Raw genomic sequence first — 26,697 nt, forward strand, 5'->3', positions numbered from 1 at the left:
GTCAACGACATTATCGAACGATATAAAAATTCTTTCTTTTAATGTTCGTGTTTAGATCAATTTCCCTTCAAATACGATTTTTTTCCCGCAAGGAACGACTTGAATTGATCCATTTTCTTTCTTTTCTGTAAAGATCGGCTCTTCCATCCGCCGGACGGGCATATAACCCTCTTCCTTCATTAAAGTGAGAATGGTGTCAATCGTTTCATCTTCCGTTACTTCAAACCGTTTCTTTTTTGGCTTTGTCATTCCTTAATTCTCCTCTTCTTCACTGCTTTCACCCAGAATCCGCCGTGGATCGTTTTCGGCTCAAAGGCGATGATAAACGCTTTTTCATCAAGCGTTTTAATCGTATCATAAAGCTGAAGCTCATATTTGCGCGGCGTCAGAATCTGCATGGCGGTCCGGTCTCCTTCAAGTCCGCCCGCAACCCAGCTTGTAACCCCGTATCCTTTTTCCCGGAGCTGTTTCGGCAGGTCCAGATCAAGCTCCTTCGTAATGACGTTGACTGTAATATAGCCGAGCGCCAGTTTTTCCTCAATTTTCATTCCCACTATAACACCGATGCCGTAGCCGAGCGCATAGGCAATGACGTTTTGAATTTGATTCAGATTGCCGAGCACGAGACTCAGGCCGGTCACATACACAAGGATTTCAATCGTACTGATGCCTGCGGCGAAATAGCGCTGTCCCTTTAATGTCAGAATCATCCTGATCGTAAAGAAAGAGACATATATAATGTTAATGATGAGAATAATGAGAACCATACCTATACTGTTGGATAAAATCGTCTGCATCACTGATTCCCCTCCTCTGATACTTTGAAAAGCATCAATCCTTCAATTAAGGATAGTTTACCCTCTTTTCATCATTTTCAAAAGAAAAAAAAGCCCGCCCCGCAAGGCAGACTTTCAAGCTCTTATCAGTGAAGCTCGGCTTTTTTCAATCGTTTGACGGCTTCATATTCCTTCTCAAGTTCACTCAGCGTGTACCCGGACAGTTCCTGAACATGGTCTTGATAAAACCCTGAGCGGATCAGTTTTGTCCTCAGGTGCTGTTTTTTCCGATTAATGGCTTCTCGCAACAACGGGGCCATCTTCATCATCCCTTTCCGAATCATAAAGAGTAGTGCCGCTTTCGAATTGCTGTTGCTCTCATCATATCTCGGCCGGGTCCTCAAAACAATACGCTTCATTAGAAAAATTTGTAAACATTGTGAAAGACAAATTTCGACTTATAAAGGGATCAGCGAAGCAGTAAAGTACTCTGAAATAAGCGGCCATGTCACAGCCGTAAAAACGAGCATGATGATAACCGCCGCGGAAATACAGTACATCACGTCAGCCGCAGGCTTTTCAGCCGATTTGTATAGAATCTGCACAAACTGCACCATCGCCGAGGCGGCCAGAAACAAGGTCAGCGCCGTAAACACCACGGTGATGACCGGCAGATTCAATATCGCGAAAATCATCCACACGATAGAGCTGGCGACAGCCGGAACCAAAAGCGATCCGACCCCCGCGGCCGCATCCCGCATCGTGATTTTCTGTTTCATCATATAGCGTGATACAAGCCAGACCGCGCCGGCCGCAGCGGCAAAAAAGACGAGCGTATACACGAGAACGACGGTAAAGCCGTCAAAAAACGTATGATGCCGCTCCCCGTATCCGAGAGGCCTTTGCTGGCTTGCCCTCAGCTGAAACCAATTTCCGATTGAGAAAAAGATACTGAATACAAGCATTGAAATAAGAGCATATTTAAAGCGGGAAAAGCCGTCTTCCCCAACGACCTTCACCGGTGATGTCAAAATGCGCAGCGCGAAACGGCAATAACGTTTGACCGCGGCCCATGCAGAAGCGAGTTTTTCCGTAAAAGCCGGAGCCGGGCGCCGTTCCTTATCTTTTTTCTTTTGCTTTTGATAACGTCCCGCATTTCTGGACATTCTCGACAGCGGTTCTTCATCAGTCCCCTGATGCTGTTTTTCTTCTTCCAACGTTTCTTTTCTTTCTTCCGTCATGTCAGCAACTCCTATCAAAAAAATACGGCGGAATTTGTTAAACAAGAAAATAAAACACTTATATAAGGTACCGAAGCGTCCTTAAACAGTCAAGCGGTTTTCTTCACCCGGACACCCACATGACGTTTTATAGTATGTATTGGTTTTACGGAATAGGACAAAAACAAAAAACCGGCTTAACTCAGCCGGTTTTTCCGTTATTTCAAGAAGATGAAATACAGGATAAAGATGACGAACAGCCCGTACATAATCGGGTGAACGCTTTTTCCTTTTCCTTTGCAGATCATTGTAATCGGGTAGAATATAAAACCGATCGCAATCCCCGTCGCAATGCTGTACGTCAGCGGCATCATAATCATCGTTAAGAATGCCGGCACAGCCACCTCGAATTTATCCCAGGCGATCTTACCGAGCGGCGCCACCATCAGCGCGCCGACAATAATTAAAGCCGGAGCCGTCACATTCGTGGTGACGACTGACAGAAGCGGCGAGAAAAACATCGCCAGCAAAAAGAGAATGCCCGTCACAACAGCCGCGAAGCCGGAACGCGCCCCCGCCGCAACGCCTGAGCTGGATTCAACATAAGAAGTCGTTGTAGACGTACCGAGTACGGCTCCGATAACGATTGATGTTGAATCCGCCAGAAGCGCTCTTCCCGCACGCGGAAGTTTGTTTTCCTTCATCAGCCCGGCCTGTGTCGCTACAGCCACCAGCGTTCCGGCCGTATCGAAAAACCCGACGAACAGGAACGTTAAAATGACAATCAGCATTTGGACGGAGAAGATATCCGGAAGATGCATCCACGCCTGTCCGAAAGTCGGCGCAAGACTCGGCACGCTGCCGACAATGTGCGTCGGAACCGGAATCAGTCCGCAGACCATGCCGGCAACCGCCGTCAGAAGCATTCCGATAAATACGCCGCCGTTTACGCGAAGCACCATCAGAATGACCGTCACAATAACACCGAAAACCGTCAGCAGCACAGGGCCGCTGTGAATATTGCCGATAGACACCAAAGTCGATGAGTTCGCTTCAATAATGCCCGAACCCTGCAAACCGACAAATGTGATAAACAAACCGATACCCGCGCCGACCGCCAATTTCAGCTCAGGCGGAATCGCATTAATGATTTTTTCCCGCAGTCCCGTCAGCGAAAGCGCCACGAAAATAATTCCGGAAATCAAGACGCCGGAAAGCGCAGCCTGCCATGAAATCCCCATGCCGAGGACGACAGAGAACGCAAAAAACGCATTTAATCCCATACCCGGCGCAATCGCGATCGGATACTTTGCAATGAGCCCCATTAAAATACAGCCGGCCGCAGACGCCAGCGCTGTAGCGGTGAACACCGCGCCCTGATCAATTTTTAATGCTTCGGGAAATCCTTTCACACCGTTTAAAGACAATGTCAGCGGATTGACGAACAGAATGTACGCCATTGACAAAAAGGTCGTTAAACCGCCGATGATTTCATTACGATAGCTTGTCCCCAGCTCATCAAACTGAAAAAATTGCTTCAAGCCAATTGCCTCCTTCATTCTCTCCCATTTATTCTGCCCGTTATCCGCCAAATAAAAAACGCCCCAAATACATTTGGGACGCTTGACTACATACGTTCAGTCTGAATAAATAAGAATGGATTATTTATATCAAACGATTGAGATTGATCCGTAGTCAAGCCATTTACGGTAGCTTGGTAGAAACTTGCGGGCCATATCCCCGCCATTATACGATATCTGCATATTTGATTTCTGAGTCTATTGTATCAATTCAATTTTGAAAACTCAATAAAAAAAACGAACAATCCCGTTAAAAAAATTTGGTTTATTCGTTAATTGACCAAAAATGGAAGACGGCAAAACCCGCCTTCCAGACATCATTTTCCGTCCGCAGGCCGGACCGGCACCGCGAATGTGATTCCGCTGTCATCCGCCAGCAAGTTCATAACCGTTTGATTGACGTACAAAGCATATGAATCGAATGAAAAATCGCGCAATGAATAGTCTTTATCTGATGAATCATCTAATTCAAAAACAGATTCCATTTCACCCGTTTTAAGGTTCGTGACTTTCGCCTTATTCCCTTTCAGATAATAGCCTTTTTCATACTCATTAAGCGATGGCCAGGTTTTCATTTTTTTCGTATTGCCGAGACCGATTGATTCACCGACATTCATCAGCTGATCTTTATCCGTTTTGCTTACATCAATTCCGCTGAATTGATAATCGACAATTACCCGTCTGCCTTGCTGTTTGATCTTTTTGATGGTGATGCCGACATGATGTTTCGTTTCATAACTGACGGGCAGTTTTGTTTTCAGAGGCACGATTTCTCCCGGCTCTGATTCTGATTTTATATCGCCCGTTATGAAAAGTGTTTTCGCTTTCGGGTCTATCGGTTTGCTGAATTGAGTTTGGCCGCGTATTCTTTTCCCGCCGCCGGGAAGGTTCTTTCTGCTGCCAAGTTCAATATTCGACATCGTCATTTCATAATGGTTTCCGGCATCATCCGTTGCTTCGTCAATCGAGATGACATCATTTTTAGCTGCATCTTGAAAGTCGACTGAATACAGGAGAGCCGATCCCGTCGTTCCGTTTTCCGCCCGGATATCGAAAAAGCGGTATAACCCGTTTACATTCACAGCTTTCGTTCCTTCAAGAGAAACGGACTTTTGTTTTTTAATCGGGAGTGTAAAGCGCCAGTTTCCGGGAATATCCTTGATTTGTGTAATGACAAGCGGAAGCTTATCACCGTCTTTCATCTTTGGGCCGTCCGCAAAAAAGCGAAGCTGCCCCCCGTACTGCCCGTCTTTCACTTTTTTCATGCCCTGACTGTCATAATCCAAAGATAATATATTCCGGCTGTCTTTATAATCTACTTCAAAAGGAATATCCTCCTCATCAGATTTCAAATTGTCAACGGTAAAATTGTAAACGAGCTGTCCGCTGTCGTAATACACACTTTTCACTGTCACCGTGATTCCGCGTGATTCCGCTTTCTCATTCAGTTTTGTCACCAAATTGCTTTTAAACAGCGCAGAACCTGCCTTATCCTGAAACAGACTGTAAATTTGTCCGGCAACAGGAATGTTTCCCATAGCCGTATTAACGGAGGGCATGAATAAACCTGAGGACAGATACAGAATAAACAAAGCAGCAGCAACCGCGAGTCCGTTTATCACTTTTCTTCCCCATCTCCGTCTGACGGCGCCTTCTTTTCCGGCACGGACAGCGGCGCTGTGTATCACGTTTTTCAATTCAGCTTTCGGCACGTCAATGTCCTGATACAATTGCTTCATTTGATGCTTTTCCATATATGTTTATCCTCCTTTTCCAGCTCCTGCTTCAATGCTTTTCTCGCCCTGTGGAGATGCGTTTTTACAGTGCCTTCCGCCATACCGGTCTGTTCAGCGATCATAGCAATCGAGAAATCTTGAAAATAATAAAGCTGAATGGTCAGCTGTATATGTTCGTCAAGCGTTTCCAGGGCATTCCGAAGATCTATGTATTCTTCAATGTTCTTATTCTCCGCGCGTGTATCATGTTGCGGCTCAAACGGGATGGCGTCTCCGTGCTTTTTCCTCATCGCAAAAATCGTATGAAGCAAAATCCGGATCAGCCACGTTTTAAAATATTTCGGCTCCTTCAGCTGCGCGATATGAAGAAAAGCCTTGTAAGCCGTTTCCTGAACAGCGTCCAGTGTATCTTCCTTGTGATGCAAATAGAGATAAGCTGTTTTATATAAAGTCTCCTGATGAGCTGTGATCAGTTTTTCAAAGGCTGCGGCATCACCTTTTTTCGCCTTTTTGATCAATCGTTCTTCCTTCACCTTATCCACCTCCTATGCTGTTAGATATGAATCAGGGCAAAACGGTTTCAAAAAGATGAAAAAAAAACGCCTCTTTTTTAAAAGAGACGTTTTTTTATCTTCATTTATTCCCACTCAATCGTTGCAGGCGGCTTGCTCGTAATGTCATACACGACGCGGTTGATGTGTTTTACTTCATTGACGATCCGTGTCGAAATCACTTCGAGCACATCCCAAGGGATACGCGCCCAGTCAGATGTCATGCCGTCAATTGATGTTACGGCACGGATACCGATTGTGTAATCATACGTTCTCGCATCTCCCATGACGCCGACGCTGCGGATGTCAGGAAGAACCGTGAAGTACTGCCAGATGTCGCGCTCAAGGCCGTGGTTCGCCACTTCTTCACGCAGAATCGCGTCTGATTCACGAACGATCTCAAGTTTTTCTTCCGTTACTTCGCCGAGTACGCGGATGCCAAGTCCAGGGCCCGGGAACGGCTGACGCCATACGATATCATCCGGAAGGCCGAGCTCTGTGCCGAGCGCGCGCACTTCGTCTTTGAAAAGGGTGTTCAGCGGCTCGATCAGTTCAAACTGCATATCTTCAGGAAGTCCGCCGACATTGTGATGCGATTTGATCGTTTGCGCCGTTGCAGTACCGCTCTCGATAATATCCGTGTAAAGCGTTCCTTGCGCAAGGTAATCGATGCCTTTCAGCTTGTCCGCTTCATCATCAAACACGTAAATGAATTCGTTACCGATGATTTTGCGTTTTTGCTCAGGATCAGAAACACCTTTCAGCTTGTTTAAGAATCTGTCTTTCGCATCAACTTTAATGACATTCATATTAAAGCCTTCGCTGAACGTTTTCATGACGCCTTCCGCTTCGCCTTTACGAAGCAGGCCGTGATCGACGAAAATACAAGTCAGCTGGTCGCCGATCGCTTTATGAATTAAAGCAGCCACAACAGAGGAATCAACACCGCCGCTTAGCGCGCATAGAACCTGCTTGTCTCCGACTGTTTCACGGATTTTTTGCATTTCGATTTCGATAAAGTTTTCCATTGACCATTTGCCTTCACAATCGCAAACGCCGAATACAAAGTTTTTCAGAAGATCATTGCCGTATTCAGAGTGGCGCACTTCCGGGTGGAACTGAACGCCGTACCAATTCTTGTCCGCTTTGCTCATCGCTGAATTCGGGCAGTGATGGCTTGTTGCGTCAACAGTGAAGCCTTCAGGAACTTCTACAACCAAATCGCCGTGGCTCATCCACACAACCTGTTCTTCCGGAAGATCTTTGAACAAGTCAGGAGTTCCTTGAATCTGAATGTTCGCTTTTCCGTATTCGCGCTGGCTTGCCGCCTCGACTTTCCCTCCGAGGTAATGAGTCATCAGCTGCATGCCGTAGCAGATGCCCAATACAGGAATATCGAGTTCAAAGATTTTTTCATCACAGCGGAAAGATCCTTCATCATATACACTGTTCGGTCCGCCTGAAAGGATAATTCCTTTTGGATTCATTTCTTTGATTTCCTCAGCTGTCAACGTATGGGGGTGCAGCTCGCTATATACGCCAAATTCACGGATCCGGCGGGTAATCAGCTGGTTATACTGACTGCCGAAATCAAGAACAAGAATCATTTCATTCACTAACTTCGTCATGGTTGTCACCTAATCTCCTCTAAGTTTTTGACACAGAAAAAACGGAGGACAAACGTTCAGCCCTCTGTCGCGCAAGACTTGTACGGAAGCCCGGCTTTTTAACGCTCCCGGGCTCCCATTTAACATTCATTTATTCTAACAACAGGACGATATGCGGTCAAGACTATCTTGTTTTAATTATATTTTCCCACAACTGTCCCGATTCATCCCAAAGCTTTGCGGCATTATCCCTGCGGTATAAGGCCCGCTCATAGCGTAGCGTCAGCTCGGACATGTCGTTTGTATGGTGCGCCTCGTCAATCCTCGCAGCAAAATCGCGCAGTGTTTCTCCGTCTCCCCTGCTGAATCCTTTTCGTTTCAGCTGGCGGAGCAGCGCGGCATATGCGTCGAAAAAGACGTCTTCATCCGTTCGCCGCTTCAATCTGGCTGCTGTAACGTGCGGAATCCAGCGCGCCCGGAGCAGCCAGGCGAGTGCCGCCGCGGCTGAAATCACGATGACGATGGCTGCATACGGCCATAGCTGTGCCGCGGTTTTGTTGCGGATCACAGGCTGCGGTGCCGCGCTGTGATCCCGCTTTTTCGGCTTTTCCTCTTTTTCCGGCTTTGTTTCCTGACGCTGCTTATCAGACGGTTCATCCGAATTTCCCGCTGAGCCTCCGCTGTCTTTTGCCGCGGTATGATTTTGCTCTGACGTAAACTCCGTCGGATTGGTGAAGCCTTTCGTCGGCTCAAACGTCACCCAGCCCTGATCGGGAAAATACACTTCTACCCACGAATGGGCGTTGTTGTTTGTGACTTCATAAATGTGGCCGTTATGGTCGCCTGCCCCTTTATATTCGCCGGATGTATAGCCCTTCACCCAACGGGCGGGAATTCCCGCAGAGCGGAGCAGCACGGCCATTGCCGATGAAAAGTTATCACAATATCCTGTTTTCGTTTCAAACAGAAATTGATCGACATAATCCTGATTGTGCTCCGGAACCGCGACATCCTGTGTATTATACGAAAATGCGGAAGATCCGAGATAATCCTCGATCGCCTTCGCTTTATCGAACATATTATGATGATCCCGCGTCAGTCTGTCCGCAAGCTGTCTCACTCTTTTCGGAAGGCTGTCGGGGACCTGTAAATACCGGTCATTGAATTGATTCTGCTCACGGTATCGTTTCACTTTCACTTTTCTGAGATCATTCAGCTTAAAGACGGGCGCCTGAAAAGTCACCGTGTACCGTCCCATATTGCGGATGTTGCCCACTTGTTCACTGACCGGCGTAATTTGCTCGGTGTTTCCGTTCATTTCAAGCTGAATCGAGTGCTTCGGTTTAATATTGGAGACGCCGATCGGATACATGACGTGATTATAGAGATAATTCTCATCAATGGACACCTGTGCCGTATACCGTCTCGTCTGCACACTCCGGTCAAACCATATATCTTCCACGTTGCCGCCGTTCAGTTTATAGGACATGCCCTGATCGGTCTCCACCCAGCCTTTCCCCGTGTATGTATCCTTCGTTTCCACCCGGAAGTACGCCCGTTCTTTTCCCTTCCATGTGAAAACCGGCGTATCATCCTGCTGAAAAGGGCCGCCCAATGTTTCATCATGATTGCCGTAGCCGATTTTGCTTTCGGCGGCGGGCACTTCTTTGTGGTTTGTTATTTTTTTAAGAAACGGCACGGGGTCCGGCCAGTTCGGGTCTGATTTCGGAGCCGCCAGACCGAACACGACGGAAGCGCAGATAAACAGCATCAGCGGCAGAAACCATTTGAGTATCAATCTTTTTTTAAACGCTATGTGTTCCGTAAGCCGGATGCGCTCCATATACAAAAGCCCCATCATCAAAAAGCCGATAAAGACGATCCGGATGACGGCGTACGCGGCATCATAAGGAGTAAACGTATCAAGCACGGTGATATACGCCACCGTCATGATAAAAAAGAATAATATTTTCCGCTGATAGATCACCCAGTAATGCAGCAAATACACGAGCAGCCATAAAAGCACAAAAAACAGCAATGTGCGGAATGACGGATTCATATCATTCCATCTTCCGGTCCCGATGTGGCGGGCATTTTGCATCACGTCCCGCAAAAAAGAAACGAGCCATTCCGGCTGAAAAACCGAACCTTTATAAAACAGGATGTGAATACTGATCAACGTAAACAGAATGCAGGACGGCACGGTGACGTACCACCTCATCCGGAAGAATGACAGCAGAAATGCCAAACCGATAAAAACGATGAAAAAACCGGTATGTTTTGTATCTGTAAAATTGTGCAGCGGCCTGAGCCATTCCCATAACAATAAAAAAGCGAGAAAATAAAACAGCAGCAGACTCAGCCTGCTTCCCTGGTTCTCGTCATGCGGCATGGCGCGCCACCTCTCTTTCTAAACAACATGGGACACCCGTTTGTCCCTGATCATTTGCACCTTAATATTTTTTTGAGCGAAGATGAGAGCGAGTTTCCGTTCTTTCTCAGAAAGCGCGGTATTCGTTTCTTTCGCCAAAAACACCGTCATGTCAGCACGGCCGGGCTCAGCCTGTTTGAGAAGGTCTTCTGTAAGACTGCCCGTCACGACGGCAATGGAAGCTTTGCGGACACGCGGATCCGCCAGCTCTTTTCCTAAACGCCCGCCTGCATCGGCTTCTTCCGATTCTGAAGCTGATGCCAGGTAACGCAGCATCTTTCTGAAATGCCGGTCTCCCTCCCGAACGGGAAAAACGGTCCGGTCGCTCCCCAATGAAATAAACCCTGCGGGAGAGCCCTTCACAAGCGCCGTGTAAAGCAGGGATGCCGAAGCTGATACCGCGGCTTCAAACGATGGGGACGGCCTGCAGTCCAAAAGGAGAATCATATTCACACTCTGCAGCGGGTCAAATTCCTTCGTCATCAGCTCATTTCGCCGCGCCGATGTTTTCCAGTCAAGTGCGGAAAACCGGTCGCCCGGCTGATAATTTCTGACGCTCGCAGCCATTGCGGAGCGGTGTACCTGAAACAGAGCGCCGGCAGCCGCACCCTCTTCTCCGGATGCGGCCTGTGGCTTATAGTGAACAGACCCGTACGCCGGGAAAACCAGAACCGTATCCGTAACGGAAAACGACGCCGTCTTGTCCAAAAGCCCGAGAACATCTCCCGTCCGCACTCTTATCGTATGTAAATGATGCTCTCCGCGCGGCACCTGCGGCAGCTCATATTGTAACGTCAGCTTCCTTTGAAACCACGGAAACACGAGCTGTTTCGCACTGCGCCTCTCGCCAAGCGTTTCCGGCATCACATCTTCAATGACCATATATGTCAGCGGAAACGGCAGGCGCCTCGTCAGCCTGATGGTGACAGACAGCCTGTCGCCTGAGGTTAACTGGGCAGAGGACACGTCACGCGTCACCTGAAACGCCCGCAGCGGGTACACAGCGACCAGCCCGGCGTAAACGGTAAACGGCAAAAACGCATAAAATAAAAACCAGCTCACAAATCCGCCCTGAAACATGGCATAAGAAAAGACAGCCGCCGTCAGTACGGCCAACATAAGCAGCTTCCAGCCATATAGAAGCCAATGCATCTTCTTTCTCATTAGCGGACCGACATCCTTTGAACGGGGACTTTTTCCGTTTGCATGATGTCTTCTATAACCGCTTCCGGGGTCACATCGTTAAATTTCGCCTCGGCGGTCAAGATCATTCTGTGCGGCAGCGTATATGGAGCCAAATACTGGACGTCATCAGGAATGACGTAATCGCGGTCATGAAGCAGCGCGTACGCCTGCGCGGCTTTCATTAATGAGATTGAACCGCGCGGACTTACGCCCAGATGTACGGACGGATGCCGGCGGGTATGCTGAGTAATGCCGACGATATACGCTTTAATTCCATCATCCACCCGCACCTGCTCCAATTTTTGCTGAAGGCTGATAAACTGTTCTTTAGAAATGACGGGCTCGATTGTTTCAAGCGGATTGCGCCCTTCCTGCAAAGACAGAACTTGAAGCTCTTCCTCGGCAGTCGGATAGCCCATGCGCAGCTTAAATAAAAACCGGTCAAGCTGGGCTTCGGGAAGCGGATACGTTCCTTCATATTCAACCGGGTTTTGTGTGGCCATGACGAAAAACGGCTCAGCCAGCCGCATTGTCTTCCCGTCAATCGTGACATTCCCTTCCTCCATTGCCTCAAGCAGGGAAGACTGCGTTTTCGGAGAGGTTCTGTTAATTTCATCAGCCAGCACGATATTCCCCATGATCGGTCCAGGGCGGTATTCAAATTCCATCGTTTTCGTATTATAAATAGAGACACCCGTCACATCTGACGGCAGAAGATCCGGCGTGAACTGAATCCTCTTAAAGTCAGCTCCGATCAGCTTGGCCAAAGCGCGGACCATCATCGTTTTTCCGACTCCCGGCACGTCTTCCAGCAGCACATGCCCTTTTGCGAGAATGGCGGCCAGACTGAGTATGGCGATATCCCGTTTTCCTATGATGATGTTTTCAATATGCTCAACGGCTTTCTCCAGCAGCGGATGCAGCTCTTCTTTATAAGCCATTCTTCTCCTCCTAGTCATCTCTCAAATTTCAATTATCGTAACCTAACTTTACCACAAAATATAAACAGTATAAAAAAACGTTTCCAGCGAATTGTTTCCAGTCTGAAAAAGGAAAAAGCTCCCTTTAGAAAGGAAGCTTTATTTCAGCTGGAGAGGCTCCATATGAACGTGTGAATGGTCAATGGCATGTTCATCTTTCATCTTGCGTTCTACCTCATTTGCGATCTCATGACTCTCTTTAATGTTCAGATCTGACGGCACTTCAATGACGACATCAATATGAACGGAGCTGCCCAGATATCTCGCTTTAATATCTTTTAAACGGCTGACGCCCGCAATCTGTTCAATCGTCTTTTTATAATCAGAAATATGTTTGACATCAAAACCGTCAGTCAGCGAATGAGAGGATTCCTTAAAAATATCCCACGCGGTTTTGCAGATGATCAGCCCGATGATAAACGCGGTAACCGTATCCACCCAAGCCAAATGGAACTGTGAAGCAAAAATTCCGATAAACGTGCCGATACTGACGAGCGCATCTGATTTATTATCAGCGGCCGCAGCTGAAAGCGCCTGGCTGTTTACCTTTTTCGCAAGCCCTTTCGTATAGCGGTAGACCATCAGCATCACGACCGCGCTCCCCACGGCCGTCCAGGCGGCTATCATATCCGGTGTTTGCTCTTTAACGGAAAAAATAGATTGCGCGGCGCTGAACAGCACTTGCATTCCGACAAGCATCATAATAATGGAAGCGATGAGGGACGCGACGGTCTCCGCCCGAAAATGGCCGTAAGGATGATCTTCGTCAGGAGGTTTCTGAGAGATGCGCAAACCGATGAAAACAGCCGCAGATGCCGCGATATCAGTCGTATTATTTAAACCGTCGGCCTGAAGCGCTTCTGAGTGAAACAAATAACCGATCACAAGCTTCACAGCCGACAATGCCGCATATGCGCCAATACTGACAATCGCTCCGGTTTCGCCTTTTTTCAATTCATGATATCTCTCCACTGAAAATCCTCCTTCCCGTTCAATTTTTCCTTCATTATCATACAAAGCGAGGACACAGTGGGTCTATAGAAACATGATTCACTTTCCACAGAAAAATAGTAAGCATAGAACATTTATGCACTCAGGAAACTTATTTTCATTCACAAAACCCCTCTCATCCCAATCGTATCAAGGATTCTCGCCAACCCACGTTCATGGAATTATTTTCAAAACCATTAAAATACAGAAATAACAGGAAATTACTTCTTTTCCTTCCGGCACTTTCTGCTGTACGGACGAGAAAAAATGTCATATTTTCTTACATCATTTTCAACTGCCTGTGGCATTTATGATAGAATAATACTTGTCGGAATATTCAGCATAAACAAACCAAAAGGAGGCAAAGAATGAATCAGCCTAACTCTTTATCAAAGGGATTAAAAACCCGGCATATGACTATGATTTCAATTGCCGGCGTGATCGGCGCCGGATTATTTGTCGGAAGCGGATCCGTCATTCATTCCACCGGACCCGGAGCGATTGTCTCCTACGCTTTAGCAGGATTATTAGTGATTTTTATTATGAGAATGCTGGGGGAAATGTCCTCCGTCAACCCGACAAGCGGTTCGTTTTCACAGTACGCGCATGACGCCATCGGTCCTTGGGCCGGTTTTACGATCGGATGGCTGTATTGGTTTTTCTGGGTCATCGTCATTGCCATTGAAGCCATTGCAGGCGCCGGAATCATACAGTACTGGTTCCCGGGCATTCCGTTATGGCTGACGAGTCTGCTTCTGACCGTGCTGTTAACACTGACGAATATTTATTCAGTTAAATCGTTCGGCGAATTTGAATACTGGCTTTCCTTAGTGAAGGTAGCGACGATCGTTGTCTTCTTAATCGCGGGATTTGCGTTCATTTTCGGAATCGTCCCCGGCAGCAAACCGGTCGGGCTGGAAAATCTGGCGGGCAGCGGCGGATTTTTCCCTAAAGGTCCAAGTTCCGTTCTGCTCGGCATCGTCGTTGTCATTTTTTCTTTCATGGGATCTGAAATCGTCGCAATCGCAGCGGGAGAAACGTCAAATCCGGTCGAATCCGTCACAAAGGCGACCCGCTCAGTCGTTTGGCGGATCATTATTTTTTACGTCGGTTCCATTGCGGTTGTGGTCACACTGCTGCCGTGGGATTCAGCCAATATTTTGGAAAGCCCCTTCGTTGCCGTTTTGAGCCATATCGGGGTTCCCGCTGCCGCTCAAATCATGAATTTCATCGTCCTGACAGCCGTTCTGTCCTGCCTGAACTCCGGGCTTTATACGACGTCACGGATGCTGTATTCACTGGCAGAGCGAAATGAAGCGCCGCGGCGTTTTATGAAACTGAGTAAAAGAGGCGTACCGGTTCAAGCCATTATCGCCGGCACCTTTTTCTCCTATATTGCCGTTGTTATGAACTACTTTTCTCCCGACTCCGTATTTTTGTTCCTGGTCAATTCATCAGGGGCGATCGCACTGCTCGTCTATCTCGTCATCGCCGTCTCACATCTGAGAATGAGAAAGAAAATCGAACGGACAAACCCTGAATCTCTTAAAATCAAAATGTGGTTTTATCCGTACTTAACCTACCTGACGATCATCGCCATTTGCGCCATCTTGTTATCTATGCTGTTTATCAGTTCAATGCGGTCTGAATTTCTGCTGACAGGATTTATTACTCTGCTGGTACTTACCTCATATGTATTCCGCAAAAAACAAAAACCGAAAGAGAGCGCTTCCGAAAGCCGGATTGCGCAATAACCGCAAACACCCCCCTCAAAAAAGGGCGGGTGTTTTTTTAACCAACCTGTTCCAGGAAGCATTAACTGTAGTACAGGATTTCAATAAATGATAAGGACAGGATGAAAAATGGCTCTAGAAAAATTTGCAGATGAACTGCCGATTATCGAAACACTCCAGCCGCAGAAGAAATCAGACGGCAGCACGTATTATGAAGTCACCATGAAGGAATGCTTTCACAAGCTGCACCGCGATCTCCCGCCGACCCGGCTGTGGGGGTATAACGGTTTATTTCCCGGCCCGACGATCGACGTGAACCAAGATGAAAACGTCTATATTAAATGGATGAATGACCTTCCGGATAAGCATTTTCTGCCAGTGGATCATACCATTCACCATTCAGAAAGCGGCCATCAGGAACCCGATGTCAAAACCGTCGTCCATTTACACGGAGGAGCAACGCCGCCGGACAGCGACGGCTACCCGGAAGCATGGTTCACAAAGGATTTTAAGGAAACGGGTCCTTATTTTGAGAGAGAGGTATACCATTATCCAAACAAACAGCGCGGGGCTCTGTTATGGTATCACGATCACGCCATGGCGATTACGAGGCTCAATGTGTACGCCGGGCTTGCCGGGATGTATATCATCCGCGAGCGAAAAGAAAAGCAGCTGAAGCTTCCCTCCGGAGAGTACGACGTACCGCTTATGATTTTGGACCGCACGTTAAATGACGACGGTTCCTTGTCTTATCCGAGCGGGCCTGCTACCCCTTCCGAAACGCTGCCCGACCCTTCCATCGTCCCGTTTTTTTGCGGAAATACCATTCTCGTCAATGGTAAAGCGTGGCCGTATATGGAAGTTGAACCGCGGACATATCGTTTCCGCATCCTTAATGCCTCCAATACGAGAACATTTTCTCTCTCGCTCAATAACGGCGGGAAGTTTATCCAAATCGGTTCTGACGGCGGGTTGCTTCCCCGCTCTGTCAAAACACAATCTATCAGCTTAGCCCCGGCAGAGCGGTATGATGTGCTCATCGATTTCTCCGCCTTTGACGGAGAACATATCATTTTAACGAACGGCACCGGCTGCGGGGGCGACGCCGATCCGGATACAGACGCCAATGTGATGCAATTCCGCGTCACAAAACCGCTGAAGGGAGCAGACACAAGCCGGAAGCCTAAATATCTTTCAACAATGCCTAATGTGACATCAAAGAGAATACACAATATCAGGACGCTTAAACTTACAAATACGCAAGACAAATACGGCCGGCCCGTTTTGACGCTGAATAACAAGCGATGGCATGATCCTGTGACAGAAGCGCCGAAGCTCGGCACAACGGAAATCTGGTCGATTATTAATCCGATGGGGGGAACCCATCCGATACACTTGCACCTTGTTTCCTTCCAAATCCTTGACCGGCGTCCTTTTGACTTAGAGCGTTATAACAAATTCGGCGACATTGTGTATACAGGCCCCGCCGTCCCGCCTCCTCCAAGTGAGAAAGGCTGGAAAGATACCGTGCAGGCGCACTCGGGAGAGGTCATCAGAATCGCGGCGACCTTCGCTCCTTACAGCGGACGCTACGTATGGCACTGTCATATTTTAGAACATGAAGATTACGACATGATGAGACCGATGGACGTCACGGATAAGCAGTAAACAAATATCACCCCTTTTAGAGAAGGGGATTTTTTATTTATCCAAAAAGAAAAAATAAGAAGACACTTATTTGCATATACTGTAATAACAGGAAGACGATGCACCCTCATTGGAAATCTGGATAGAAAAAGGAATTAGGAGATTAGGGAAAAGTATGAGACAATGAAGGAGTGCACGAAAATTCATAAGGGAAGAAGTGACTTTATGTCTTACTACAACAAACGTAATCAGGAACCGCTGCCTAAAGAAGATGTCAGTACGTGGGAATGCACAAAAGAGGACTGTATCGGCTGGAGCAGAAAGAATTTTGCCGGCAGTGATACCCCGACTTGCCCCCTTTGCGGCAGTAAAATGATCGACGGCGTCCGTTCGTTGGTAAATCTCCAAAACAATAATCAAACGGCATCAAGTTAGACCTCCCTTTTACGAGTCTCAACATAGAGAAGGCCTCCATGTCTCATGAGAGGCCTTTGCGTTATTATGTCCTTTTATGATGCAAAAGAGCAATGAACATGAAAAATGATCGGCAGCAGAACGATCTGAAGGAAATTGCAAAACGGCGGAAAATGAACCTTGCCGCACAGTCATTCATCGAAACGCTTCATTTTGCCGTTCCGATTCTCCGTTTTTTCAAATGGCTCGCCTCAGCCGCAGCCAGCTTTGTTCATTAAAAAACACCCAGCGGGCGCTGAGTGTTTTTTTCATGATTGGATGACGGAAAAACTGTTAATAATGCCGTTGTCATTTTCCCAGACTTTTTCGCATTTTTTCGTATCCAAATGATAAGCATAAATGGTCCGGACCTTCGCATTCCGCCCCGTTTCATCCTTCAGACGCTTAGCGCCTTTTGCTTCCGCCATGAAATAAATGATGCTGCCGTCTTTAGAAAACTGAGGCTGGGCATCAATCAGCGGAGCGAAGTCCTTCCCGTTTGAGATAATCGTTTCATCTTTTTTCGTTTTGACATTCATCAGACGGATGGACGCTTTTTGTTCCGTCCCTTTTTGTGTATAAGATGTAAAGACAAGGTTCTTTCCGTCCGGTGACACCGCCACGTCGCTGATAAACTGCTCAAGATTTGTCAGATCCTGAAGGTGTTCGCCCGCTCCTGCTGCAAACCGGATATTCGTCGGTTCAGGGTCAATCCCCTTCTCATTTGCCTCATCCGTTTTTTGATAATCCTCTTTTACGGAATAATGCAGAAGCGCAAAATCGTTTTGGCTCCGGTTATAAAAGAAGCTGCTCACACTGTCGTCTTTCTCATCGGCGGCGGGATACAGATTTTCATAACGTTTCGTTTTCAAATCAAAAGATGCGAGACGGAAAATATCTTCATCCGCTTTTCCGAGACGGAAATAAATATGCGTCAGATCCTTTGATAAAAACAGACTGTCAGCGCTTGCCGTTCCTTTATAAAGCACCGTCTTCTTTTTCGTCTTCAGATCAAGCTTATAGAGACGCATCTCATTTTGGTCATTATTCCCGACAAAATAGAGCACCTGATGGGCGTCATCCAGCGCAAACGCCGGATATGCCGAAAGCTTTTCCTCATACAGCACGCGGCTGTCTTCGTAATATTTCGTCATCAGATCTTTGTCTGTAATGGAAACAAGCAGCTTGTCATGGCCGCCGGAGACAACGGCTTTCCCGCCGCCGTCGCTTTTTCCTTTAATCAGTAAAACGGACGCGATGACCGCCGCCGCCAAAACGGCAGCCAGCAACATCCAGATCCATCGTTTCTTCTTCATTATCAATCTCTCCGTCAATCAGAAAAAGCAAGAATCAGTGTCCTTGCTTTTTAAGATGGTCTATTTTAATAGCTGTAGTGTCCGGATACTCTTCCTTTGCTTAATGGATATCCGAGCGCTTTGAACGCTTTCGGGCTGACATCCAATACGGCATTCGGCAGACGGCCTACATCATTTTTGTATACGGTGATAACCTTTTTCGGTTTTGCTTTCGCATAAGCTCTGATTTTCGTTCCGTTTCTCGGAACGTCAAATCCTAATTTTGTCGCGCAATCCCAGTGTCCCAGTTTTTTACCGGAAGATCCTTTTTTACCGACTCCATTATACCATGTAATATTTCCGTTCACTTTTTTAGCACTTGCATCAGAAGAGTAACTGATCGCTCCCAGCGTGCTTCCTGCTAAAATCAATAAGGCTAAGAATAACTTCTTCAAGCTTTCGTCCTCCTGATTCTTTATTCTAGGCAAAATTATACACCAAGAAGACGATTATAATATTTCAATCACTTTACATGTTCATTACAACGTGATGAGACATGCACATAACGACGGCACAATTTCCCGTTCTATATAATTCCATGGTAAATTATACTACAAAATTTAATTCATTAGCGTTATAATATTCATAGAGTATTTCTGCATTCAATATGGACTTTTTATAAGGCCTATTGATAGTTGCATAATATGATATATTTTGAGAAATCAGGCTTTAGGAAGCAGGCACTTTATTCCTTTTAACCGTGGTTCATATTGATCATGTACCTATACTCGTTTCAATCAGACTAGGAGTGATAATCAATGAAAGCGGCAAGATGGCACAATCAAAAAGACATTCGAATCGAAAACATTGATGAACCTAAAGCAGAACCGGGTAAAGTCAAAATTAAAGTCAAATGGTGCGGGATTTGCGGAAGCGACCTTCATGAATATTTGGGAGGCCCGATCTTTATTCCGGTCGGCAAACCTCATCCGTTAACAAACGAAATGGCGCCCGTCACGATGGGTCACGAATTCTCAGGAGAAGTCGTTGAAGTGGGCGAAGGCGTCAAAAATTACAGCGTCGGCGACCGTGTCGTCGTGGAACCGATTTTTGCCACACACGGACATCAGGGAGCCTATAACCTTGATGAACAAATGGGATTCTTAGGCTTAGCCGGAGGCGGCGGCGGATTTTCTGAATATGTATCCGTTGACGAAGAATTGCTGTTTAAGCTTCCTGAAGAGCTTTCTTACGAACAGGGCGCGCTTGTTGAGCCGTCAGCGGTAGCGCTTTACGCCGTCCGCCAAAGCAAATTAAAAGCGGGCGACAAGGCGGCAGTTTTTGGCTGCGGACCGATCGGGCTGCTTGTGATTGAAGCCTTGAAAGCGGCCGGCGCCACAGATATTTACGCGGTTGAACTTTCACCGGAACGCCAGGAAAAAGCGAAAGAACTCGGCGCTATCATCATTGATCCGTCAAAAACGGACGATGTCGTTGAAGAAATCGCTAAACGCACAAACGGAGGCGTTGATGTTTCTTATGAAGTAACAGGCGTTCCTGTCGTTCTCCGCCAGGCGATCCAGTCAACAAACATTGCCGGTGAAACGGTTATCGTCAGCATTTGGGAAAAAGGAGCGGAAATTCATCCGAACGATATCGTTATCAAAGAACGGACCGTAAAAGGCATTATCGGATACCGTGACATCTTCCCTTCCGTTCTTGCACTGATGAAAGAGGGCTACTTCTCAGCAGATAAGCTCGTCACGAAAAAAATCGTGCTCGACGATCTGATTGAAGAAGGCTTCGGCGCTTTAATCAAAGAGAAAAACCAAGTGAAAATCTTAGTCAAACCGAACTAAATCGTTTAGCTGAATAACAGACACATCCGAAAAAGAGCCGTTCCGGCTCTTTTTTTCATCTCATCGTCTTTCCTTCCTTTTCCTTTTAAAAATGATCCCCTCTGCGCAAACTATTTTTCACCCTGTCCCGTCTATCCTTAGGCAGCAGCCTATGATACGTATTTTTAAAAAAGGAGCCCTTTGAAGCAATGAAGAACGAAACAGCCAAAGCGTCGCTTGTGACGTGCATAACTGAGCGCAAGGAAGACTTTTACCGGCTGGCGTACAGTTACGTAAAGAACAAGGATGACGCGTTAGATATTGTTCAGGAATCAATTCAAAAAGCGCTGACATCGGTCGAATCAGTCAAAAACCCCGATGTGATCAAAAGCTGGTTTTATAAAATTTTAGTGCGCACGGCCATTGATTTTCTCCGCAAACAGAAAAAACTGAAAGTGATGGACGATGAAACGATCGAGTTTTTAAGCCGCGGAAAGGAAGATCACTACAAAGACACAGACCTTCACGAAGCGCTTGATGACCTGCCGCATCAATATAAAACCATTATCATTCTGCGTTTCTTTGAAGACCTGAAATTAGAAGAAATCGCGGATATCACGGGGGAGAACATCAACACCGTCAAAACACGCCTTTACAGGGGGCTGAAGCTCATGCGCATTCAGCTGACGAAGGAGGATTTTTCTTAATGGAAAAGAGATTAGAACAATTAAGAGAAGAGTATAAAAGTGTGCCCATTCCTAAGGAACTGGACAGCATTGTCGAAAAAGCCCTTCAGCAAAAACCGAAGAAAAAACGAATCGTAATGTGGCCGACATCTGCGGCAGTCGCTGCGGCCGTCTTATTTACCGCCGTTGTCAATATCAACCCGGATGCCGCACAAGCCATGTCTAAAATCCCCGTCATCGGCAAAGTCGTCCAAGCCATCACATTCACGGAGATGAAGGAAGAAAAGAACCAATCAAGCATTGATGTGAAAACGCCCGCTCTGTCCGGACTTTCCGATCATAAACTCGAAGACAGCATCAATCGGCATTATATGAAAGAAAGCAAAGAGCTGTATCAGGAATTTATGAAGGCGACCTCAAAAAGCAAAAAAGGCCACCTCAGTATTTACAGCGATTATGAAACCGTTACTGACACAGCGGATTTGATCTCAATCCGCCGTGATATCGAAAAAACACAAGCTTCATCTTATACGCAAAGCCGTTACATCACGATTGATAAAAAGAATGAGGCCGTGCTTACGTTAAAGAGTTTATTTAAAGATGACCGTTATATTAAAGTCATCAGCGAAAATATTAAAGAACAAATGAAAAAACAGATGAAAGAAGATCCGAATAAAATATACTGGGTCGAAGATGATGATATGACGGAGCCTTTTAAAGCCATCCGCGCCGACCAGAATTTTTATATTACAGATAAGCACAAACTTGTTATTTCATTTGACGAATATGAAGCGGCACCCGGATATATGGGCGTTACAGAGTTTACAATACCGACCTCCGTCATCTCCAAGCTGCTTGTCGGAGACCGCTACATCAGATAAAGAAAGAAAAAAATCCATGATATCCGCAGATCATGGATTTTTTCTTTCGTCCCGCAACAGCCAAGATGCACAATGGACCCTTTTCATATAACAGACGCCGGACGGGGGCTGAAAAGTTTAAGAAAATCACAGCATTTCATTCATTTTTTCTGAAACAAAATCCCCTTCCGAATGCGTCTAATTAACGGAACAAATGGAAGACTGTACAGAAATCTGCCATAGCCATCCGCAAAACAGCGAGAATTTCCGCACACATTATTGGAGGAATACCATGTCAGACAAGTCACTGCATCACCGCTATATTCCCGGACTGGATGGACTTCGCGCCTTTGCCGTCCTCGCAGTTATCGCATATCATCTGAATTTTAACTGGGCCGACGGCGGTTTCATTGGTGTTGATATCTTTTTTGTTTTATCGGGGTATTTAATTACATCTATTATATTGCCTGCCCAAGGCAATGCCATCACCCTTGATTTGCGTGATTTTTGGGTGCGCCGGATCAGGCGGCTTCTGCCGGCGGCTTATCTCATGATTATCACGACGGTCATTTGGGTCGTATTGTTTAACAGCGAGCTCCTGCATACCGTACGCGGGGATGCGGTCTCCTCACTTTTTTACATAAGCAATTGGTGGTTTATCTTTCATCAGCTTTCTTATTTCGACAGCTTCGGCTCCCCTTCGCCATTAAAAAACCTTTGGTCGCTGGCGATTGAAGAACAGTTTTATATCATATGGCCCTTCCTGCTGCTTGCGGGAATGTACATATGTAAAACACGGGCCCGGCTTGCGGCCGCGGTCATGTTCCTCGCGTTATGTTCGGCAGTCGTAATGAGTATGATGTATGTGCCCGGCGGAGATCCGAGCCGCGTTTATTACGGGACGGATACCCGCTCATTTGAATTGCTGATCGGCTGCGCTTTAGCTTTAGTGTGGCCGATGAAACGATTATCTTCCAAACGGCTGCCGAGCAGCATGAAACACCTGCTTCACGGGACGGAGCTTGCCGCTTTTGCCGCGCTGCTGCTTTGCGTCTTTTACACGGATGAATATGAACCCTTCCTGTACAAGGGCGGCATGCTTTTGATCAGCATCACCGCAGCGGTTCTTGTCGCATGTTTATGCCATCCGAGCAGCTTTTTGGGACATGTTCTTTCATGGAAGCCGCTTCGCTGGATCGGAACGAGATCATACGGAATCTATCTTTGGCATTACCCGGTTATCGTACTGAGCACACCCGTGCAGGAAATCGGAAATCCGGTTTATTGGCACTGCGCCGTCAGAATCGGCGCCACTTTCATTCTTGCCGAGCTATCTTACCATTTCATTGAACAGCCGATCCGCACTGCGGGCTTCCGGCCATTTTTACGCCGCGTGTTTCTGAATCGCTTTTTGGAATGGAAGACGTCCTCTGTCATCAGCAGAATGTCGCTCGGCCTTATTCTTGCCGCCATTCTCGTATTTGCGGGCGGGCTGTCAGGAATAGCCGAAGAGAAAAAACAGCCGCAATGGACGTACGCGCAAAATGATCAGCAAGAAACCGCCGCCTCTTCGCACAAGACGGCCGATCACGATCAACCGGCAAAAGAAGATGACAGCAAGAAAAAACACGGCGGCGAAAAAACGGATACCGCGTCAGACAAAAACAAGAAAGAACCAACAGACAAATCAGATACGAAGAAAACCGACGAGAAAAAGGAACGGTCATCTCAAAAAACGGCTGATTCAAAACAAACACAGCCTCAGCAAGACGTGCTGGCCATCGGTGACTCGGTGATGCTGGACATTGCGTCATACCTGCGGCAGTCCCTCCCTCATGTCACCATCGACGGAAAGGTAGGAAGACAAGTCTCTCAAGCACTCCAGCTCACTTCGGAATATGCGTCATTTAATCAGCCGAACAAAGCGGTCATCATCGAGTTAGGGACGAACGGCTATTTCACAAACAGCCAAATTGAATCACTGATCAGCTCCTTTTCAAAAGCCGATATCTATCTTGTCAACACACGTGTGCCGCGGCAGTGGGAAAGCAAAGTAAACGAGTCATTGCGCCGGCAGGCCGAGTCACGGAAAAATGTGACGCTTGTCGATTGGCACGCAAAAGCATTGCAGCACCCTGAATACTTCACACCGGACGGCGTCCATCTCATACCTGAGGGGTCTAAAGCGCTGACATCCCTCATCGTTCAAACAATGAAATCATGACAAAAAAAGAGGCCCCAAAAAGGCCTCTTTTTCGTATATCGTCACGCAAGCTTCTGTCCGCAATTCGGGCAAAAATTCGCGCCTTCCGTTTTCGTTCCGCAGTTCGGACAGAATTTCGGCTTAGCCGCTCCTTCCGAGCCGTTCGCCGGTGCCGTCCCCTGATTCTGCTGACTTTGATCTTGCTGCGGCTGGTTCTGCTGATTTTGGTTCATTTGGTTCATCATTTGATTTGCCGCATTCATTCCCATCATCATGCCCGCCATGTCTGAGGCGGCGCCGCTTCCGCTCATTTTGCCGGATGACATTCCGTCCGTCATGGAAATCTGCTGATAGCGGTTCACATCGCCCACCATGCCGTAAGAAGCGTTTTTCGTAATCATATCCTGAACTTCCTGCGGATAATTAAAGCTCATAATATTGAAGCCCGTAATCGACATGCCGTCTCCGATCAGCTGCATATCAAGATCTTCTTGAATCCCTTTTCCGATTTCAAAGGAATTCGACTGCAGATTGAACATGTCTTTTCCTTCTCTGGTGATCCATTTCATCAAAAGCTGATCGAGAATAGACGTAATCCGGATTTTAATGTCCTCCACTAAATAGCTGTCTTTGACACCCGCAACCTTATCAATCAATCCGATGTAGTCAATGACCTTGAAGTTAAATGTGCCGTTTGCGCGGATCGGCATACCGCCCGGCATACCTGCCGCCGGAATGTTGATGGCGTTTTTTGTGCCCCACTTCACGGTGAACTCCTTCGTATTCACAAACAGCACTTCAGCCCGCATGCCGCTGTTAAAGCCAAACTTAAACCCTTTTAGTGTAGATAGAAACGGAATGATTTCTGATTCGATATCATAATCGCCGTCATCACGGAAAATCCCTTCAATCTTCCCGTTGTATAAAAAGATGGCATCCTGTCCCGGCCGGATGATCAGACGGCTGCCTTTTTTAATTTCACGGTTGTTCCATTTATAGAAAACCATGTCATCTCTGAATTCTTCCCATTCCACCACATTTGCTAACTGATTTCTGAAAAAACCCATGTATGCTCAAATCCTTTACATATAATTTAAAAACTTCCCTTGCTTCCGCTGTAACTCGTGCCGCCCCTCGTGACTCCGCCGTCATTGTCATTATCTTTATCAGGCTTTTTTTCTCTTGTAACGTCGGTTCGGATATATGTGTCGTGCTGGCTCAGCACTTCAGACGTATCGTGATCCATATACGTGCTGCCGGTGACGGTGACCTTGCCGCCGGAATTGTACACCATCACAGTGACGGCGATTCCGGCCGCGGCTGCGGCAATAATGAGCTGAAACCACCATGTGAGCAGCAGATTGTCAGACTTGTCGTCCGGGCTTTTCCCCATATCTTTATAAGCCATCTTGATGTAGGTCTGAAACGCCTTTTCATAATGGCCTGCGGAAATATCTGACGAGATCGTATTTCTGATCGTATTCAGCCGGCTGTTATTCAAATACGTCTCCGCCTTTTTATATCCGGAGATAAATACTTCCCGCTTTTTCATATCAATGGTCAAAATCGCCGTGCTTCCGCTAAAATGACTGTCATAAAAATCACCGGCGTACTGCTCGATGTCCTTACCGCCCGTTCCGTTTGCGGTAAGAATGATAAAATCGGTATGGCGCTTTGCCCCGAGCTTCCCGGCCAATTCCTCAAGTTTCTTCGTTTCATCCTTCGTTAATAAATGAGCATTGTCATAAACATATTGCTTCTGTTCCGCGGCAGACGCCGATGTATGTAAACCAAAAGACAGCATCAGAAAAAGGACGAAGCAGAAGAGACACGCTTTTTTTATCGATACTTTCATCAAAAACCGCCTCCTATCATAAGTGAGACGAGTCTTAATGCTAAAAACGCACCGGCGGTTATGCCGCCGAACCACGCGGCCACTTTTCCGGCACTGATCGGCGGTTTGCCGACAACCTTGCCCGTCTGCCCGTTCATCGCAAAAATGTGCTCAGCCCGCTCATAGTCGTAGCTGACCATCCAGACCGGAAGCAGTACGTAAAAGCTGCTGATTTTATCGGTCTGAATCTGCTCATCCGTAATATCAGCCGTCGTATATCCGGAGAAGGTGGATCTGATATAAGAATCAATATAATGGCTGATTTTATCCTTCGCCCGCGGAAAGAGATCGTCATCGGTATAATTGTACTTTTCCGCTATATATCCCGCTAAATAGGCCGTATTAAACTCCTTCAGCTCACTGTATGAGTAAGGCTCCAATTTGTCCATTAATTCATCATTCATTTTTTCTGAAGCGTCGACCGGAATTTTGAGATAATCAAGATTGATATCGCGGTACGCGTTGTAATACTCGGTCTCCGTCACCCGGTATTCTCCATCTTCATAGTGATGCACTCTCGTACAAACGGCATTGACCTGAACCTTGCTGTTTAAGTCAAACATCCAAAACGGCACGTACATGCCGGTTATGCTCTTCACCCGATCGGCAGTCATAAACCCTTTCGGTGTCAGACGGCCGTTTCGGCACCACTTTTTAAAAGCGCTCATGGCTTCTTCCTTGCTGATCGTAAAAGGGATCACCATCGAAGGCGCGAGATTTCCCGATAATCGGTCGGCGAGAACGGCGGCTCCTCCGCAAAACCCGCACGTCGTGGCCGTCGTTTCCGCCTCAGTCATTAATACCGCGCCGCAATTTTCACAGCGGTACTCGTTCGCCTCATTTTCGGAAAATCTCGTCGTTATATACTCCTTTGGCAGGCTTTCAATCTGATCCTGCCGCCCGCAGCTGTGACATGTCAGCATGCCGGATGAACTGTCAAAGACCATATCATCGCCGCAGTTCGGGCATTTATAAGAAATGATCATTCTGTTTCTCTCACTTTCTCTTTATATCGGACAAAGCTGCAGCCCG

Annotated in this window: 25 protein-coding genes and 1 riboswitch; of the genes, 8 read left to right on the forward strand and 17 right to left on the reverse strand. The window is 47.0% G+C overall.

The features are described from left to right. Positions 1-51: 51 nt before the first annotated feature. From BR62_RS0118620 to BR62_RS0118670, 12 genes are all read right to left on the reverse strand, one after another. Positions 52-249 (reverse strand): NETI motif-containing protein, encoded by a 198-nt coding sequence (locus tag BR62_RS0118620; RefSeq protein WP_007609843.1) that lies wholly within the window; start codon positions 247-249, stop codon positions 52-54. Continuing rightward, the gene (locus BR62_RS0118625) at positions 246-800 is read right to left on the reverse strand and encodes a DUF2179 domain-containing protein (protein WP_025284369.1); all 555 of its coding nucleotides are present in this window, start codon (positions 798-800) and stop codon (positions 246-248) included. The genes BR62_RS0118620 and BR62_RS0118625 overlap by 4 nt, the downstream gene beginning before the upstream one ends. A 122-nt stretch (positions 801-922) precedes the next feature. After that, positions 923-1,096: a Fur-regulated basic protein FbpA gene (locus tag BR62_RS19430; RefSeq protein ID WP_003155777.1), complete on the reverse strand. Its 174-nt coding sequence runs from the start codon at positions 1,094-1,096 to the stop codon at positions 923-925. A gap of 138 nt (positions 1,097-1,234) precedes the next feature. Next, on the reverse strand, positions 1,235-2,017 hold the full coding sequence (locus BR62_RS0118630; RefSeq protein ID WP_025284368.1) for a hypothetical protein: 783 nt from the start codon (positions 2,015-2,017) through the stop codon (positions 1,235-1,237). 197 nt (positions 2,018-2,214) lie between these two features. Beyond that, positions 2,215-3,537 carry an NCS2 family permease gene (locus BR62_RS0118635; RefSeq protein WP_007408891.1) on the reverse strand — a complete coding sequence of 441 codons (1,323 nt, stop codon included), beginning with the start codon at positions 3,535-3,537 and terminating at the stop codon, positions 2,215-2,217. A gap of 131 nt (positions 3,538-3,668) precedes the next feature. Beyond that, positions 3,669-3,770: riboswitch (purine riboswitch) on the reverse strand. 123 nt (positions 3,771-3,893) lie between these two features. Then, a complete protein-coding gene (locus BR62_RS0118640) occupies positions 3,894-5,330 on the reverse strand; it encodes a DUF4179 domain-containing protein (protein ID WP_032871761.1) in 1,437 nt (478 codons plus the stop codon). Then, positions 5,312-5,845, reverse strand: coding sequence for a sigma-70 family RNA polymerase sigma factor (locus BR62_RS0118645; protein ID WP_032871762.1), 534 nt, complete (start codon positions 5,843-5,845; stop codon positions 5,312-5,314). The genes BR62_RS0118640 and BR62_RS0118645 overlap by 19 nt, the downstream gene beginning before the upstream one ends. A gap of 104 nt (positions 5,846-5,949) precedes the next feature. Next, positions 5,950-7,491 carry a glutamine-hydrolyzing GMP synthase gene (gene guaA, locus BR62_RS0118650; RefSeq protein WP_007408887.1) on the reverse strand — a complete coding sequence of 514 codons (1,542 nt, stop codon included), beginning with the start codon at positions 7,489-7,491 and terminating at the stop codon, positions 5,950-5,952. A 163-nt stretch (positions 7,492-7,654) separates the two neighbouring features. Then, positions 7,655-9,862, reverse strand: coding sequence for a DUF4129 domain-containing transglutaminase family protein (locus tag BR62_RS0118655; protein ID WP_032871763.1), 2,208 nt, complete (start codon positions 9,860-9,862; stop codon positions 7,655-7,657). Positions 9,863-9,880: 18 nt separating this feature from the next. Next, a complete protein-coding gene (locus BR62_RS0118660; protein ID WP_032871764.1) occupies positions 9,881-11,065 on the reverse strand; it encodes a DUF58 domain-containing protein in 1,185 nt (394 codons plus the stop codon). Beyond that, positions 11,065-12,027: an AAA family ATPase gene (locus BR62_RS0118665; protein ID WP_007408884.1), complete on the reverse strand. Its 963-nt coding sequence runs from the start codon at positions 12,025-12,027 to the stop codon at positions 11,065-11,067. The genes BR62_RS0118660 and BR62_RS0118665 overlap by 1 nt, the downstream gene beginning before the upstream one ends. Before the next feature lie 138 nt (positions 12,028-12,165). Continuing rightward, positions 12,166-13,038, reverse strand: a complete 873-nt coding sequence (locus tag BR62_RS0118670) for a cation diffusion facilitator family transporter (RefSeq protein ID WP_032871765.1) — start codon at positions 13,036-13,038, stop codon at positions 12,166-12,168. A gap of 386 nt (positions 13,039-13,424) precedes the next feature. On the opposite strand from BR62_RS0118670, the gene gabP reads away from it, so the two are divergent. The 4 genes from gabP (at position 13,425) to BR62_RS19790 (ending at position 17,128) form a co-directional block, all read left to right on the forward strand. Further along, complete coding sequence (gabP, locus tag BR62_RS0118675) at positions 13,425-14,810, forward strand: GABA permease (RefSeq protein ID WP_032871766.1); 1,386 nt, start codon at positions 13,425-13,427, stop codon at positions 14,808-14,810. 108 nt (positions 14,811-14,918) lie between these two features. Beyond that, the gene (gene cotA / locus BR62_RS0118680; RefSeq protein WP_032871767.1) at positions 14,919-16,457 is read left to right on the forward strand and encodes an outer spore coat copper-dependent laccase CotA; all 1,539 of its coding nucleotides are present in this window, start codon (positions 14,919-14,921) and stop codon (positions 16,455-16,457) included. A gap of 204 nt (positions 16,458-16,661) precedes the next feature. Continuing rightward, the gene (locus BR62_RS0118685; protein ID WP_007408879.1) at positions 16,662-16,871 is read left to right on the forward strand and encodes a cold-shock protein; all 210 of its coding nucleotides are present in this window, start codon (positions 16,662-16,664) and stop codon (positions 16,869-16,871) included. 98 nt (positions 16,872-16,969) lie between these two features. After that, complete coding sequence (locus tag BR62_RS19790; RefSeq protein ID WP_032871768.1) at positions 16,970-17,128, forward strand: hypothetical protein; 159 nt, start codon at positions 16,970-16,972, stop codon at positions 17,126-17,128. A 30-nt stretch (positions 17,129-17,158) separates the two neighbouring features. Here the strand turns inward: BR62_RS19790 and BR62_RS0118695 are convergent, their stop codons facing one another. Beyond that, positions 17,159-18,205, reverse strand: coding sequence for a TolB family protein (locus BR62_RS0118695; RefSeq protein ID WP_025284362.1), 1,047 nt, complete (start codon positions 18,203-18,205; stop codon positions 17,159-17,161). 65 nt (positions 18,206-18,270) lie between these two features. Then, positions 18,271-18,639, reverse strand: coding sequence for an RlpA-like double-psi beta-barrel domain-containing protein (locus BR62_RS0118700; RefSeq protein WP_007408877.1), 369 nt, complete (start codon positions 18,637-18,639; stop codon positions 18,271-18,273). 363 nt (positions 18,640-19,002) lie between these two features. Here BR62_RS0118700 and BR62_RS0118705 point away from each other — a divergent pair, with 363 nt between their 5' ends. The 4 genes from BR62_RS0118705 (at position 19,003) to BR62_RS0118720 (ending at position 23,792) form a co-directional block, all read left to right on the forward strand. Beyond that, entirely contained in the window at positions 19,003-20,043 is a 1,041-nt protein-coding gene (locus BR62_RS0118705; protein WP_007408876.1) for a 2,3-butanediol dehydrogenase, read from the forward strand. A 188-nt stretch (positions 20,044-20,231) separates the two neighbouring features. Next, positions 20,232-20,729 (forward strand): RNA polymerase sigma factor, encoded by a 498-nt coding sequence (locus BR62_RS0118710; RefSeq protein ID WP_032871769.1) that lies wholly within the window; start codon positions 20,232-20,234, stop codon positions 20,727-20,729. Continuing rightward, positions 20,729-21,589: an anti-sigma-V factor RsiV gene (rsiV, locus tag BR62_RS0118715; RefSeq protein ID WP_012116981.1), complete on the forward strand. Its 861-nt coding sequence runs from the start codon at positions 20,729-20,731 to the stop codon at positions 21,587-21,589. Before BR62_RS0118710 ends, rsiV begins: the two co-directional genes overlap by 1 nt. Before the next feature lie 271 nt (positions 21,590-21,860). Beyond that, positions 21,861-23,792 carry an acyltransferase family protein gene (locus BR62_RS0118720; protein ID WP_032871770.1) on the forward strand — a complete coding sequence of 644 codons (1,932 nt, stop codon included), beginning with the start codon at positions 21,861-21,863 and terminating at the stop codon, positions 23,790-23,792. Positions 23,793-23,833: 41 nt separating this feature from the next. Here BR62_RS0118720 and BR62_RS0118725 read toward each other — a convergent pair whose 3' ends face one another. From BR62_RS0118725 to BR62_RS0118735, 3 genes are read right to left on the reverse strand one after another with little or no spacing between them, the layout of a single operon-like run. Beyond that, positions 23,834-24,838, reverse strand: a complete 1,005-nt coding sequence (locus BR62_RS0118725) for an SPFH domain-containing protein (RefSeq protein WP_032871771.1) — start codon at positions 24,836-24,838, stop codon at positions 23,834-23,836. 26 nt (positions 24,839-24,864) lie between these two features. Next, positions 24,865-25,626, reverse strand: coding sequence for a TPM domain-containing protein (locus tag BR62_RS0118730; RefSeq protein ID WP_015239302.1), 762 nt, complete (start codon positions 25,624-25,626; stop codon positions 24,865-24,867). Then, a complete protein-coding gene (locus tag BR62_RS0118735; protein ID WP_007408871.1) occupies positions 25,626-26,651 on the reverse strand; it encodes a TFIIB-type zinc ribbon-containing protein in 1,026 nt (341 codons plus the stop codon). Before BR62_RS0118735 ends, BR62_RS0118730 begins: the two co-directional genes overlap by 1 nt. Between the last annotated feature and the right edge of the window lie 46 nt (positions 26,652-26,697).

The sequence above is a fragment of the Bacillus sp. UNC69MF genome (assembly GCF_000746035.1).
In the GTDB taxonomy this organism is placed as follows: domain Bacteria; phylum Bacillota; class Bacilli; order Bacillales; family Bacillaceae; genus Bacillus; species Bacillus velezensis.